Source organism: Pantoea sp. 22096 (genome assembly GCF_052045955.1).
Classification (GTDB): domain Bacteria; phylum Pseudomonadota; class Gammaproteobacteria; order Enterobacterales; family Enterobacteriaceae; genus Pantoea; species Pantoea alfalfae.
Map to the genome: position 1 here is coordinate 136,269 of NZ_JBQEPW010000002.1, position 13,816 is coordinate 150,084.

General features: G+C 54.7%; 13 protein-coding genes. 6 read left to right on the forward strand and 7 right to left on the reverse strand.

Features of this window, described 5'->3' with window-relative positions:
• Positions 1 to 59: 59 nt before the first annotated feature.
• Positions 60 to 602, reverse strand: a complete 543-nt coding sequence (locus tag ACTJKZ_RS10915; protein ID WP_222925569.1) for a DsbA family protein — start codon at positions 600 to 602, stop codon at positions 60 to 62.
• A 306-nt stretch (positions 603 to 908) separates the two neighbouring features.
• On the opposite strand from ACTJKZ_RS10915, the gene ACTJKZ_RS10920 reads away from it, so the two are divergent.
• The 6 genes from ACTJKZ_RS10920 (at position 909) to ACTJKZ_RS10945 (ending at position 7,317) form a co-directional block, all read left to right on the forward strand.
• Entirely contained in the window at positions 909 to 1,178 is a 270-nt protein-coding gene (locus tag ACTJKZ_RS10920) for a hypothetical protein (RefSeq protein WP_161736151.1), read from the forward strand.
• Positions 1,179 to 1,588: 410 nt separating this feature from the next.
• Positions 1,589 to 2,176 carry a fimbrial protein gene (locus tag ACTJKZ_RS10925; protein ID WP_253417754.1) on the forward strand — a complete coding sequence of 196 codons (588 nt, stop codon included), beginning with the start codon at positions 1,589 to 1,591 and terminating at the stop codon, positions 2,174 to 2,176.
• Between the two features lie 54 nt (positions 2,177 to 2,230).
• Complete coding sequence (locus tag ACTJKZ_RS10930) at positions 2,231 to 2,899, forward strand: fimbrial biogenesis chaperone (protein WP_253417752.1); 669 nt, start codon at positions 2,231 to 2,233, stop codon at positions 2,897 to 2,899.
• A gap of 34 nt (positions 2,900 to 2,933) precedes the next feature.
• Positions 2,934 to 5,474 (forward strand): fimbria/pilus outer membrane usher protein, encoded by a 2,541-nt coding sequence (locus tag ACTJKZ_RS10935; RefSeq protein ID WP_440829573.1) that lies wholly within the window; start codon positions 2,934 to 2,936, stop codon positions 5,472 to 5,474.
• A 16-nt stretch (positions 5,475 to 5,490) separates the two neighbouring features.
• The gene (locus tag ACTJKZ_RS10940; protein WP_222925830.1) at positions 5,491 to 6,600 is read left to right on the forward strand and encodes a fimbrial protein; all 1,110 of its coding nucleotides are present in this window, start codon (positions 5,491 to 5,493) and stop codon (positions 6,598 to 6,600) included.
• A gap of 189 nt (positions 6,601 to 6,789) precedes the next feature.
• Positions 6,790 to 7,317 (forward strand): sterol desaturase family protein, encoded by a 528-nt coding sequence (locus ACTJKZ_RS10945; RefSeq protein ID WP_161735401.1) that lies wholly within the window; start codon positions 6,790 to 6,792, stop codon positions 7,315 to 7,317.
• Here the strand turns inward: ACTJKZ_RS10945 and crtB are convergent.
• From crtB to ACTJKZ_RS10975, 6 genes are all read right to left on the reverse strand, one after another.
• On the reverse strand, positions 7,256 to 8,185 hold the full coding sequence (gene crtB / locus ACTJKZ_RS10950; protein ID WP_253417748.1) for a 15-cis-phytoene synthase CrtB: 930 nt from the start codon (positions 8,183 to 8,185) through the stop codon (positions 7,256 to 7,258). The two genes, ACTJKZ_RS10945 and crtB, sit on opposite strands and share 62 nt — an antisense overlap.
• Positions 8,182 to 9,660: a phytoene desaturase gene (locus ACTJKZ_RS10955; protein ID WP_161735405.1), complete on the reverse strand. Its 1,479-nt coding sequence runs from the start codon at positions 9,658 to 9,660 to the stop codon at positions 8,182 to 8,184. Before ACTJKZ_RS10955 ends, crtB begins: the two co-directional genes overlap by 4 nt.
• Entirely contained in the window at positions 9,657 to 10,817 is a 1,161-nt protein-coding gene (gene crtY, locus ACTJKZ_RS10960; RefSeq protein WP_440829574.1) for a lycopene beta-cyclase CrtY, read from the reverse strand. Before crtY ends, ACTJKZ_RS10955 begins: the two co-directional genes overlap by 4 nt.
• A complete protein-coding gene (locus ACTJKZ_RS10965) occupies positions 10,804 to 12,099 on the reverse strand; it encodes a glycosyltransferase (RefSeq protein WP_161735409.1) in 1,296 nt (431 codons plus the stop codon). Before ACTJKZ_RS10965 ends, crtY begins: the two co-directional genes overlap by 14 nt.
• Positions 12,100 to 12,108: 9 nt before the next feature.
• Positions 12,109 to 13,017: a polyprenyl synthetase family protein gene (locus ACTJKZ_RS10970; protein ID WP_222925872.1), complete on the reverse strand. Its 909-nt coding sequence runs from the start codon at positions 13,015 to 13,017 to the stop codon at positions 12,109 to 12,111.
• A gap of 219 nt (positions 13,018 to 13,236) precedes the next feature.
• Complete coding sequence (locus tag ACTJKZ_RS10975) at positions 13,237 to 13,767, reverse strand: YtfJ family protein (protein ID WP_161735468.1); 531 nt, start codon at positions 13,765 to 13,767, stop codon at positions 13,237 to 13,239.
• Positions 13,768 to 13,816: the final 49 nt, after the last annotated feature.

Sequence of the window (13,816 nt, forward strand, 5' to 3'; positions counted from 1 at the left end):
TGCTGGATCGCAAAGGAGAGGCATACTCTGGCGCGGCCAGCCACAGCCGCGCACAAAAACTAACGCATCAGAAAGCTCGCCCAGTGTTCAATGTCGTCACCGCTGCTGATGTCGGGCTGCACCAGACCATTCACCATAAAGGTCGGTGAAACGTGGATACCATTCTGGCGGGCATATTTGCAGTGCCATTTAATCGCGTTCTGCAGATCGGGCTGATCAAACGCGGCGCTGGCATCCACGCCGCTGTACTCCCTGAGGCGGGCCAGAATCTGGTTCGGCGTTGCATCGCGATTCGGGCCGGTACAGTGATCGGTGAACTCAAACTCTTCACGATGATCGGCGACTGCCTGCATTACCTTCTTTGCCGCCTCTTTACTTTCGCTGGCGGCGGCAAGGATGTAACGCACAATCACGCCGGAATAGAGGTGCCACGGCTGTGATTGCAGGCGAATCTTCAGGGTCATCTTCTCTTCACCCACATGCGCCAGTAACGCGTCAAATTTATTGAACGCGCGTACCGAAAAAGGGCAGGTGGGTTCCAGAAAGACTTCAAAGATTGCGGGACCGTGGCCCCAGATCAGGACATCAGCATGCTGACTCATCGAAAACTCCTTTAAGATAAACGGAACGGAAAGTGTCCTTACCCTGGCAAATCCTCATCGCATCAGCCAGTTGAGAATCAGCCGTAATTGTTACAAAAAACAGCAATCAGCGGCTGAGACGCGCGTAACAGGCGACAGCAAGGGCCATTAATCGTTAGAATTATCGGCTTTGGCATTCTCAACTGCTGGCCCTGCAACGCAGCTATAGTTATCTGCAGAATTTGCTCGCCCGAATGAGAAAGTCAGTTCTGTTAACTGTATGCTAATCGTCTGCCTGGGGCCGATAAGCGTTAGAAGAGGTTAATTTTGCATACCGATCTTACCTGGAAAATTCTCCATCGCGTTATTAACAAGACAATCTCTGACATGCTGGATGATCAGCAGAGTATTGACGTGTTATCACTGCGCGCCCGGCTGCATGAGCTGGCTGAAAAAGAGGAGGATGAGGTCATGGTGCTCTGTTACTGGCAGGCAAGTAAAATTCTGCTTCGACTCCCCACCACTGTAACAGCCAGTCAACTGATGGTTGCCGCACGGCAAGCTTTTCGCACGCCGATGGATCACGATCTGCTTTAAGTTGCACTGGCTTGCTATTTCATCGTAATGAATAATTGTTGCAGGCTATTGTTGAGCGACACGTATGTGCTGCTGGCGAAAAAGATATTCCCATTCTGGAACCTATAAATAATTAAAGTAAATATAAAGGGCTGTATAGGTGAATGTGTTATTAAAAAGGGATGTTTAACCGGCTGACTAATCCTTTTCTTAAATTACCGGAAATTGATCCAGAACATGAAAAGCGTTTAATAGATTATTTGGGAATGTAACGAAACGACCTGTTTATCTTTTATATAGCTGCACAGCGCTAATATAGTCCCAACATAATAAACACCGGGTTGTTATGTTGGCGCATTTTATAAATGCATATTTATCCATCAGGTGGCTGATCCCAGCCGCTTTGCATGTATTGAAAAGAGACAGGTTTGATGAATATCAGAAAACGTATTCTGCCAGTGGCACTGGCTGGCCTTATGATTTCCGGATCGGCATTAGCCGCAGCTGACGGCCCATCACCCATTGTGCCTAATCCGGGAACCGCCGCCGGTACTCAGGGTGCAGGTGGCGAAGTGAAATTTACCGGTGAAATTACCGATGTTTCCTGTGACGTTTCAACTGCCAGTAAAAATCAGAGCGTTGATTTAGGTAAGTGGGCGAAATCTTATTTCGAAAGCCGCAGCGAAACCACCGAAACCCCTTTCACTATTTCAGTCAAAGACTGCCCGGCATCGGTCACTAAAGTGGCCGTGCTGTTCGATGGCGATAAAGATAGCGGCGACAATACCCTGCTGAAAGTGACTGACGGTGGCGCAACTGGCGTGGGCATCAAACTCTACGAAGCTGACCGCAGCACACCGATTGCTATCGGTACCATTTCCAAAGCGGTCAACGTGGTTAAGTCTTCAGATGGGGGATCTGCCGACCTGAATTTCTTTGCCGATTATAAAAGTGATGGTGCTGAAATTGCAGTCGGTCCCGCCAACTCAGTTTCAAATTTTGTAATGGTTTATAACTGATTAAAAGCAGGGGCAACCCTGCTTCCCTCCTGAATATCAACGGCGTAAATGACTATGTTTAAAGTAATAAGAATTATTTCGCTTTTCTCTGCGTGTATGCTGAGCATGGCTGCTCATGCAGGTGTTGTGATGGGAGGGACGCGTATTATTTTTGTTGAAGGAAAAAAGGAGGCAGCGCTTTCTGTCACTAATCAGGATGAAACTATCCCCTACCTGATTGAATCCTGGATAGAGAATTTTAATTCAGATGATCACGCCCGCGTGCCTTTTATTGTCACGCCACCACTCTTCCGCCTCGATGCGGGAAAAGAGAATCTGTTAAGGATTAATTATCTGGGAATGCCCCTGCCGAAAGATCGTGAATCGGTATTCTGGCTCAATGTGAAATCTATTTCGCCTGCGCCACGCGATAAAAGCAACCAGCTGCAGGTTAATATCAAATCGAAATTTAAACTTTTTTATCGGCCCAAAGGCCTGGCGGGAAATCCGGCTGATGCCTGGCAACAACTCTCGTTTCGCCATGAAGGCAGGCAGCTGATTGCACATAACCCAACCCCTTACTTTGTCTCTTTTTATTCGATAAGCGTTAATCATCACGCCATTCAGGATCCTGGCATGATTGGCCCGGGTGAAGATCGTCAGTGGAACGTCGCTGATTCAGGCGCAGTGACATGGTCGGCCATTAATGATTTTGGCGGCATCACTGAACAACGTACGCGTTAGTCATTTATTTTGATTTGAATCCGGGGCATCAACAGTGAAAGTCACTCAACAGGCCAATACAGAGAAGAAAAAGCACGCGAAACCGCTTTACGCCTCCTCCTGGCTTGCAGGCGTTCCAGGTCTGATGCTGCTTATGTTCTGCCCGCTGCGTGGTGCGCGTGCGGATGACTACTTTAATCCGGCGGCGCTGGAATTTTCATCCGATCAGCATAACGCCGCCGATCTCCACTATTTCGCCCATGAAGGCGGCCAGCAACCGGGTACCTATCATGTCACGCTGCTGCTCAACAACCGGATGATTGATAGCCGCGATGTCACTTTTGTGCAGGGCAGAAACGGGCTTGTTCCGCAACTGACGGCGGAAGAACTTTCAGCGATTGGTGTCAACGTAAACGGCTTCTCTGCGTTCAGAAATCTGAAGAAAGATAAGACGGTTGAGGAGCTGGGTGATTTCATACCCGATGCTGCGGCCAACTTTGATTTCGCGCACCAGCAGTTAAATCTTTCCATTCCCCAGATTGCCCTGAAAATAAAAGATCGCGATTATGTCGATCCTTCGCGCTGGGATGAGGGTGTATCGGCCGCTTTTGTAAATTATAACCTCACCGGAAGCAGCAGCCGTAATGAAAGCGACCGCTGGAATTCAACGCTGCTCAGCCTGCGCAGTGGGGCCAATCTTGGCGCATGGCGACTGCGTAACACGGCCACCTGGCGCTGTGATCTGGTCAGTCACTGGCAATCCCAGACTACTTATCTGGAGCGGGATCTTAAGACACTGAAAAGCCAGTTCAGGGTCGGAGATACCTACACCTCTGGCGACGTTTTTGACAGCGTGCAGTTTCGCGGTGTGCAGATCATGTCTGATGACACCATGCTTCCCGAGAGTCAGCGTGGTTTTGCCCCGGTGATACACGGCATCGCCCACAGCAATGCGCGGGTCACGGTGAGTCAGCATGGCTACGTGATTTATGAAACTGTAGTCGCACCGGGCGCATTCGAAATCAAAGATCTCTATCCCACGGCGCAGAGCGGTGATCTCGATATCACTATCCATGAAAGCGATGGCACGGTGCGAACCTTCACCCAGCCCTACTCGGCGGTGCCCTATATGCTGCGTGAGGGGCATATGAAGTACAGCGTCAGCGGCGGTCGTTATCATTACTCAGGCAGCAACAATCTACGTTCACCTGAATTTGTGCAGTCCACACTGTTTTACGGACTGCCGCATGACTTTACCGCCTTTGGTGGCGTTCAGATGGCGCAGAATTATCACGCTGTGGCGATCGGTCTGGGTAAAAGTCTTGGCGATTTTGGCTCGCTGGGAACCGATGTTACCGTGGCTAAAACCCGTTTAGCGCAAGGCCAGAGCAGCAGTGGTCAGTCAGTCCGCGCGCAGTATCAGAAAAATTTCGCCTCCACCAATACGACTTTCAGCATGGCGAGCTATCGCTACTCCTCCAGTGGTTTCTATGCCTTCAGCGAAGCCAATGCGATGACCAGCCCGACCCGCTACGTGGCTAACAAACGCAGTCGGTCAGAAATAATGGTCTCTCAGGAAATGGGTGACTACGGCAGCCTTAGCGCCTCTGCCTATGTGCAGCGCTACTGGCGTTCAAAGAGTGAAGATCGCACCCTGCATCTGGGTTTTTACAGCAATTACAAAGCCATTTCCTGGGGCATCGCCTGGTTTTACACCGACTCGACCAGCGTCCGTAAGGCTGACCGCGCGGTCTCTTTTAATGTCTCTGTTCCCTTCATCGCGCTGCTGCCAGACAGCTCCGTCAGCTACAGCATGAACTCCGGCAATGATGGGAATGTTTCGCAGCAGGTCAGCCTGTCGGGTAGCGCGTTACAGGACAACAACCTGCATTACAACCTGCAGCAGGGCCACAACAGCCAGGGACAAAATCTGAACAGCAACGGCTCGCTGGACTATCGTGGCAGTCGCGGCAGCCTCAGTGCTGGGGTCAGTCATGATCGCCACAGCACTCAGTTTAACTATGGTCTCTCGGGCGGCATCGTCGCACATGCACACGGCATTACGCTGAGCCAGCCGCTGGGCGACACCTTCGCGATTGTGCGTGTGCCGGGTACGGCCGATGTGGGCATTCAGAGCAGCAGCAATGTGGTCACCGATGGTCGCGGCTATGCGATTGTGCCGTCACTTTCGCCTTATCATGAAAATGCCATCGAACTGGAAACGGATACGCTGCCCGACAATGTTGACGTCGAACTGGATGGTCAAACGGCTATCCCGACACGCGGCGCGATTGTGATGACCGACTATGCCACCCACGTGGGTAATCGGGTGCTGTTCACGCTTAGCTGGCAGGATGCCTTCCCACCTTTCGGGGCGACGGGGCAGATCGCGCTCGCCGAAGAGGGAAAAAACAGCAGCACCAGCGGCATCGTCGCTGAAAAAGGCGAACTCTATCTGAGTGGTGTACCCGCCCAGGGTGTTATCGAGGTGAAATGGCAGGAAGAGGGGGGGGAGAAAAGCTGCCGCGCGCCGTTCCGCCTGCCTGCCGCCAGCGGCACCAATCCGGTCAGACTCGTCTCTGCGGTTTGCCAGTAATTCACAGGAATGTAAGATGAAATCAGTTCTGCGTTTAGCGAAAGGGATGATGCTGATTATCCCGACATTATGTGCTTTACCTGCACTGGGACAGGAGTCCTGTCAGGGCGTCAGCCAGGTGGTCGTGCAGGTGCATAACGTCAACTATGTGCCGGGCGCAGCCGATGGCACCCCCATCTCGGCGCAGATGCCCCTGCAAAGCAGCAATGCTTTTACATGCAATAAAAACAGCGGTGAGCAGGGCTATAACTACAAAGATATGGGGTTTGAGATTAATGCTGAAGAGTCCGGCTTACAGACCAATATCGCGGGCGGGCACAATACGCCGATATACCGTGTTCCAGGCGTTGAGAGCATCGGGTTCGCTATTGGTTTCAAGGAGCCGTCTTATTGCGGTGGCGGTTTCGCTGATACCACCGGTAAAGGTAAAACCAGCTCGATCTGCAACTCCCAGACCAGCCCACAGTTAAATTCTGCCCACGACATAACCCTTCAGTCCTATGTGGTGTTCTATAAAATTCCCGGACAGCGCTCGCCGCTTAACCCTGGCGATCAACCCGCATCTGTCGGTGAGGTGAACATTGGCAATGCCAGCCTGAAGGTCGGGGACAGTGCAGCCAGCAGCCAGCCAATCAACGACAAGCCGCAAATATTCCTCTCCAGCTTTACCGTGCAGTATGGCAGCTGTTCTGTGGTCGCCTCCCAGTCCGCTATTAATGTGGACATGGGAAAGGTGAGTAAGACGGAATTCACCGGTATCGGCAGCCGGGCAGGAAGCGAGAAGCGCTTCCGGATTCAGGTGATGTGTGAGCACAGTGCAGCCGTAAAAGTCGGTTTCTTTGGTATGGCTACATCAGGTGATAAAGATGCCATCAGCCTGACGCCTCAGAGCAACTCAGCATCCGGTGTAGGCATTGCGCTGACTTATGGACCCGGCCTGCAGGTCCCGGAAGGTCAGCGCGTGCCGCTGAATGTCTCAACCGATCAGCTGCCGGTGCTGACGACAGTTTCTTCTCCCAATCAGGCGGCGTCGATGACGTTTAACGCGCAATATATTCAGACTGGCGGGCAGGTGATGGCGGGAAAAGCGGACGGCACGGTGACGTTCAATCTCGTTTATAATTAACAGGCACAGGCTGTGCATCACTGACGAATGCTGCGTGATGCTGGCTGCATGTGTCATCAGCCCTGCGCATTACGCCCCGTCTCCTGCAGCAATTGTTAAAACCCGCTAACCATGACCCGCGGTTTTCCCTAATCTCTGTTAAAATTATTCCTCTGTACCACTTTGCAGGATGCATGTTCGGGAGAAGCTATGTTGTGGATTTGGAATGCCCTGATTGTTCTGGTCACCGTTATCGGCATGGAGATAACGGCTGCGCTGGCGCACAAATACATCATGCATGGCTGGGGTTGGGGCTGGCACCTGTCACATCATGAACCACATAAGGGCTGGTTCGAGGTTAACGACCTCTATGCGGTGGTGTTCGCGGGCCTGTCGATTTTACTTATTTATCTGGGCAGCACAGGCATCTGGCCGCTACAGTGGATCGGTGCAGGGATGACGCTTTACGGTCTGCTCTATTTTATCGTGCATGACGGGCTGGTCCATCAGCGCTGGCCATTCCGCTATGTGCCGCGCCGGGGTTATCTGCGCCGGCTTTACATGGCGCACCGACTGCATCATGCGGTACGGGGTAAGGAAGATTGTGTCTCATTTGGTTTTCTCTATGCGCCGCCGCTGTCAAAACTGCAGGCGACGCTCAGGGAACGTCACGGCGTTAAACGGGGCGCTGCCAGAGGTAAGCAGGGCGTGGAGCAGGACGTCCCATCCGGGAAGTAACTGCCTGACCGGATGCTGCCACCAGCATGGCCAGTTTCTCTGGCGTGCTGGTGGACTGACGTTGATCCCACGCTTGTGCACCCGCTTCGACTACTTTCATACCGATCTTACGATAAACCTGTTTTGCCGTCGCAATGGCCCACGCTGAACGCAGCGGTAAACCGGGCAACCCCGCCGATGCCGATCGATAATAAGGTTCTGCCGTCTCCACCAGTCGGCGGGCAACGCGGCTGACGGCCTGGCGATGGCGCGGGTCCGCCAGCGCCTCCCGCGTCAGCCCCTCTTCTGCCAGCCACTCAGCGGGCAGATAACAGCGTCCCGCTTCAGCATCTTCAACAATATCGCGGGCAATATTGGTTAGCTGAAAGGCCAGACCGAGATCGCAGGCGCGATCGAGCGTGGCGTTGTCGCGCACGCCCATAATCTGCGCCATCATCAGACCCACCACGCCCGCCACGTGATAGCAGTAGCGCAGCGTATCGTCCAGCGTCTGATAGCGGGTCTCATGGACATCCATCGCAAAGCCCGCCAGGTGATCAAAAGCGTAAGCAGGCAGAATATCGTGCGCCATCGCTACCTCCTGAAAGGCGGCAAAGGCAGGCTCATGCATCTGCGATCCGGCATAGGCCTGACGGGTTTTCATCTCCAGCTGCGCCAGGCGCTGTTCAGCAGATTGCAGTGACGGCGTATCGTTGCTGAATCCCAGCACCTGATCGTCAATCACATCATCACAGTGACGACACCATGAGTAGAGCATTAGCACACTGCGTCGGGTTTTGGCATCAAACAGTTTCGATGCCGTGGCAAAGCTTTTCGAGCCCACTTCCATGGTTTCAACGGCATGATCGAGCAGTGACGGACTATTCAAGCAAGATCCTCCAGCATCAATCCTGCGGTGGCTTTGGCCGAACCAATCACTCCTGGGATGCCCGCGCCAGGATGGGTGCCCGCGCCGACCAGGTAAAGATTTTTAATGGTCTTATCGCGGTTATGGGGCCGGAACCAGGCACTTTGCGTCAGAATCGGCTCGACCGAGAATGCCGAGCCCTGATACGCATTCAATTCATCGCGGAAATTAAACGGCGTGAACATGCGATGCGTCACCAGCTGGCTGCGCAGGCCTGGCATGTAGTGCTGTTCCAGATAGTCGAAGATGCGATCGCGCAGGCGAGGACCTTCCACGGCCCAGTCGATATCGGCGGTGCCGAGGTGCGGCACCGGTGCCAGCACGTAATAACTGCCGCAGCCTTCGGGTGCCAGTGACGGATCGGTCACGCAGGGCGCGTGAAGGTAAAGCGAGAAGTCCTCTGCGAGGGCGTCTTTATTAAAGATCTCATCAATCAATTCACGATAGCGCGGACCAAAGCAGACTGTGTGGTGCGCGAGCTGATCGTGATGATGATTCAGGCCAAAATAGAGCACAAACAGCGAGTTGCTCATGCGCTTGTTCTGCAGGGATTTTCCCCTGGCCACAGCGGCGGGATGCTGACTCAGCAGTTCGCGGTAGGTATGAACCACGTCAGCGTTAGAGGCAACCGCGCGGGTCGGGAAGACCCGGCCATCATCCAGATGCACGGCGATGATTTTATTTTCCTGCGTCTCCAGCCGGGCAACGCTGGCATTCAGCTCCACTTCGCCGCCCAGATCCTGAAACAGCTTCACCATGCCCTGTACCAGGGCGCCTGTGCCACCACGCGGGAACCAGACGCCCCATTCACGTTCCAGCGCATGAATCAGGGTATAGATTGACGAGGTGGCAAATGGATTTCCGCCTACCAGCAGCGAGTGAAAAGAGAACGCCTGACGCAGATGCTCATCTTCAATATAGCTCGCCACTTTGCTGTAGACGCTGCGCCACGCCTGCAGTTTTGCCAGCTGAGGGGCGGCGCGCAGCATGTCCCGGAATGACAGAAATGGCACGGTGCCGAGCTTGAGATAACCTTCTGCAAACACCGCACGGGAATAGGCCAGAAAGCGACGATAGCCTTCTACGTCACGCGGATTAAATGCGCTGATTTGCGCTTCCAGCGCGGGCTGATCGTTGTCATAACTGAAGACTTTGCCGGACTCCCAGCAGAGGCGATAAAACGGCTTCACCGGCAGCAGTTCGACATAGTCAGAGAGTTTTTTACCTGCCAGGGTGAAGAGCTCTTCAATAGCGCTGGGATCGGTAATCACCGTGGGGCCGGCATCAAAGGTAAAGCCCTGATCCTCGTAAACATAGGCGCGGCCGCCGGGTTTATCACGCTGCTCCAGCAGCCGCGTAGGGATCCCTGACGCCTGAAGGCGAATGGCCAGCGCGAGACCACCAAAGCCTGCACCAATTACTGTCGTTCTGTTCATTGCATCGCCTGTTGACGGTGAGGAGTCATAATAGCCTGTAGCGCAGCCAGTACGGGAACCGGCGGCTTGCCGCTTAAGATGCGCAGCCGATCAGACACAGTAAGTTTTCCCGCATAAAAACGGGCAATCAGACCTTCGGGGAGGCCGTAAAATCGTTGCATAACCTGCCAGCGCTGGTCTGCCGGACCCGCCAGAAACAGCATCCGGTTTAGCATGCGGAAGAAGCGCTGCTGCTGCCAGGAATGACTGGCAAACTGCTGAATGGTGGCGTGCAGGGTCTCAGAAGTGAACGACTGCATCTGCGCCAGCCGGTCCGCCAGCGCGACCGCCAGCGGCAGCGAATAGCCGGTGGTAGGATGGAATAACCCGGCACGCAGACCGCTGCAGGGCAGATCGCGTTTCTGCCAGAAGGCGTCCACGTCGCCGGTCAGCGTAATCGGCAACGCGCCCTGTTCTTCACGCAATAGCTGCTTTAACTGCCAGCCCTGCTGAGCAGCATAGTCACGGATATTCTGACGGGCGCGATCGCCTTCCAGCGTGGCGTTATCAATATAGTGGGTATCTTCAATCAGCAGCGTATCCGCCGAAAAGGGCAGGCTGTAGACAAAGCGATAGCCTGACTGCTGATCCACGGTCGCGTCCATAATGACTGGTGCGGTCAGGCCGTGGGGCGCACTGAGCTGCCACTCCTGACCCACAAACGCCTGGAAGCCCATGCGCAGCGCATCATCGGGCTGATAGCCGCGTCCATCGATCACCGCGTCAGTTTCCAGCACCCGACCATCCTCCAGCGTGACAAGGCGTGAAGCGATGCTCGCCACGCGGGTATTCAGCAGCAGATCCGGCGCAAACCGATCGCGGATCACCTGCGCAAAACGCGCTGCGGTCACACAAAAATAGCCACTGTTCAGGTTGCGACTGCGTTGCGGAAAGCGCACCTCATAACCGGGCCAGTGATGAACCACCAGCGGAGCAATCCAGTGATGCTGCGTGTCAGTGAGATCCTCCGCATGAAACGACCAGGTATGATGCGCGCCAGGCTCACTTTCTGCATCAATCAGCAGCATACGCAGTGACGGACGCTGCTGGCGCAGGCGCAGAGCAATCAGCCCGTTAGCCAGCCCCGCGCCCACCAGAATCAGATCATACCGCGACATAATCTCTCCTGTGGAGTACCGGCTTGCGGGTCTGCATCGCCTGTTCGACAATATCCGCTGCGAGGGTGGTGCCGCCCGCCTGACAGAGCGCAGTGCGCAGCGTTTTCATCTGCTGGCCGTAGCTTTCATCAGCCAGCAAAGTCTGAAGCTGACGGGCCATTGAGTGGCTGGTAGTGAAGCGTGACGCGCGACGCCCTATACCGTGCCAGACCACTCTGGCCGCGACGCCCGGCTGGTCAAAGGCCAGGGGAATCGCCAGCATTGGCGTCAGATAGTTAACAGCATCCAGTACCGTATTCATGCCGCCGTGCGTTATCGCCAGATCGGCCTGCGCCAGTGCGGCAGCCTGATCGGCAAAATCGACCACCTGAACATGGCTGGACTGCGCCAGTTTTTCCGCCTGAAACGGTGACAGACGACCACAATGCGCCAGCAGCAACTGCGCGTCGATCTCATGGCAGGCGCGAACAATGGTTTTAAACAGGCCGTAGCGGTGCCCCTGCAGCGTGCCAAGTGAAGCAAAAATGCGTGGTCTGTCGCCATGTGGGAAATAACGTGGCTGCGACGCGGCAGGCGCTGTTACCGCTGCACGCAGCGGACCGACCGAATGAAAATGGTCGGGCAGCGCCTGGCGGGGAAAATCGAGTTCCGGCAACAGCTGGCTGATCTGCGCAAGGGGTGAAAAGCAGTGATGCAGCTTTTCCCGTGGTGCTAATCCCATCGCATGGGCGTTACGGGCGATAACGCGATCGTGACGGCGCATCAGCCAGTCATAGATCTTTTCACTCGCGCGATAGCGTTCGCGTGCCTGGTCGGTGTTAGCATAGTCAAACGGCATCACGGCCAGCGGAAAATGGGGTTCACGGTTAAGTGGCAGCGCACAGGCCACAGAGACGTAGGGCAGGTTCAGAGACTCTGCCGCCAGCGCACCGGCTGGCTCCATCTGATCGACGATCACGCCATCAATCGCCAGCGTGTTCAGCACCACCGGCAGTTCACGGCAGAGCATCTCTGTGCTGCGGGCCATCTCATTGATTAATTTAAGCATTGATGGGCCAAGAGGATGCGCCGCCAGCTGAAGGGTATGCGCCAGACTGCCTGCCGGATGCGAGGCGAGACCCAGCGGGAAAAACCCTATCCGGCTGTCAGTAAGTAGTGCGCTGACATCCGTCTGCTGGATAAAGGTAATCTGGTGTCCGCGTGCGATTAAGGCCTGGCTCAGATGCGTAAGCGCCTGCACATGGCTATAGAAGGGCGGTGCAATGACCGCGAAGTGACTCATGCAGCATCCTTAACTGACGGCAGCGAGTTTTTTCTCAAACCAGGCCTGAACAAAATGATGAGTGGCATAACCGTCCTGGCAGGCCGAAAGCAGATGCTCACTGGCACAGCGCAGATGATCGCGCAGTCGCGTTTCAACCGCCTGAGGCCCCAGCAGATTGACCAGCGTCGATTTCCCCTCATCCTGATGGGCATCTTTGCCGGTATCCGCCATGCCGTCAGTGAGATCGTCCAGCAGCTGAAAGGCCTGACCGAGATTAAGCGAGAAGCGGTGTAGCTGTTCGCGCGCCTCTTTTGGCGTTTCCGCCACAATAGAGGCCATCTGCATAGAGGCGCAGAACAGGGTGCTGGTTTTGTAGTGATTGGTCATCAGAATGGCGTCGGCACTGCGTGGCTTGTCACCTTCTGAAAGATCCTTGAACTGACCCTGCACCAGACCCTGCATGCCGACAGCGTGAGATAGCTCCGCGACCGCATCAGCTCTGGCAGCTGCCGTTAAGCCTTCAGCCATTGCAACCACGCCAAAAGCCTTACTCAGCAGCGCCACTGCGGCCAGAATCGCGACATGTTCACCATACTGGCAGTGAATGGTCGGACGTCCGCGACGCAACTGCGCATCATCCATGCAGGGCATGTCATCCAGAATCAGGGAGGCGGCGTGCACCATCTCAACCGCGCAGGCGAGATCAAGCAGCCCGGCAGGGGTGGCGCTACAGCCGAGATCGCGCGCGGCCAGCAGCAGCAGCAGCGGGCGGATACGCTTTCCCGGTGCCAGCGCACCCTCGCGCATTGCCTCGCCAACTAAATCACGTTCACTCTCCACCGGTAAAAGCTGATCAAGCCGCTGCTCAATGTCGTTCAACAGGGTGGCTGCATCACTATGGCTGAAATTGACGTGTTGTTCTGCACAGACCGTCATCATGGCTGTCCTTATCTACAGAGGAAGTCACAGCAGGTCGAAATGATTCGATGCCATCTTCAATAATCGTCCCCGACTGCCACAGCATAGTTGGCAGGTTTTCAAAGAACGGCGGGTAAATCCATTACAACTAAGCGTAGCTCACAGTGATAAAAATGTCGGCGAATTCAGCAGCATTCCGCGTTTTAACGTGCCATCCTGACCACTATATTGCCTGAATCAGCCCAGTAATGCGCGCAGCGCTTTCATCACGCTGGTGACATCCTCATCCGATAATGCGCCATCTTTAGCGAAGCGTACAATCCCTTCCCGATCAATCACCACGACAGACGCGCTTTCCGGCTGAAGATGCCAGCTATGCGCAGTGACGCCACTGCTGTCGATAATAAATTGCTGCCAGGGTGCTGCTTTTTTGCTGGAGGCGATGCTGCGCACCACAAAAATGGCACTGCCGGGCAGGGCATCGTCGGTATTTACGATGGTGGTAGTCTGGAAGCGGTCACGCGGCAGTTGGGCCTGCTGAATGGCTTTAATTAAGGAGGCACTCTGATCTTTCGCAGAAAGCCGGCCAGCAACATGAATCACCAGACGCACTTTTCCGGTCAGTGTCTGACTGTTCCAGCGCTGATAATCGATGTCACCCTGGTTCAGCACCATTTCGCCTTTGTCGGCAATGTAGACCGGCGGGACAGGCTGACCGGGTGTCAGAGTATGAGCAGCTGTAAAGCCGGAAAACAGCAGGGCTATCATCAATCCATAATGGCGCACGGGGTCCTCACTTCTTTTCGTTTTACGGCAG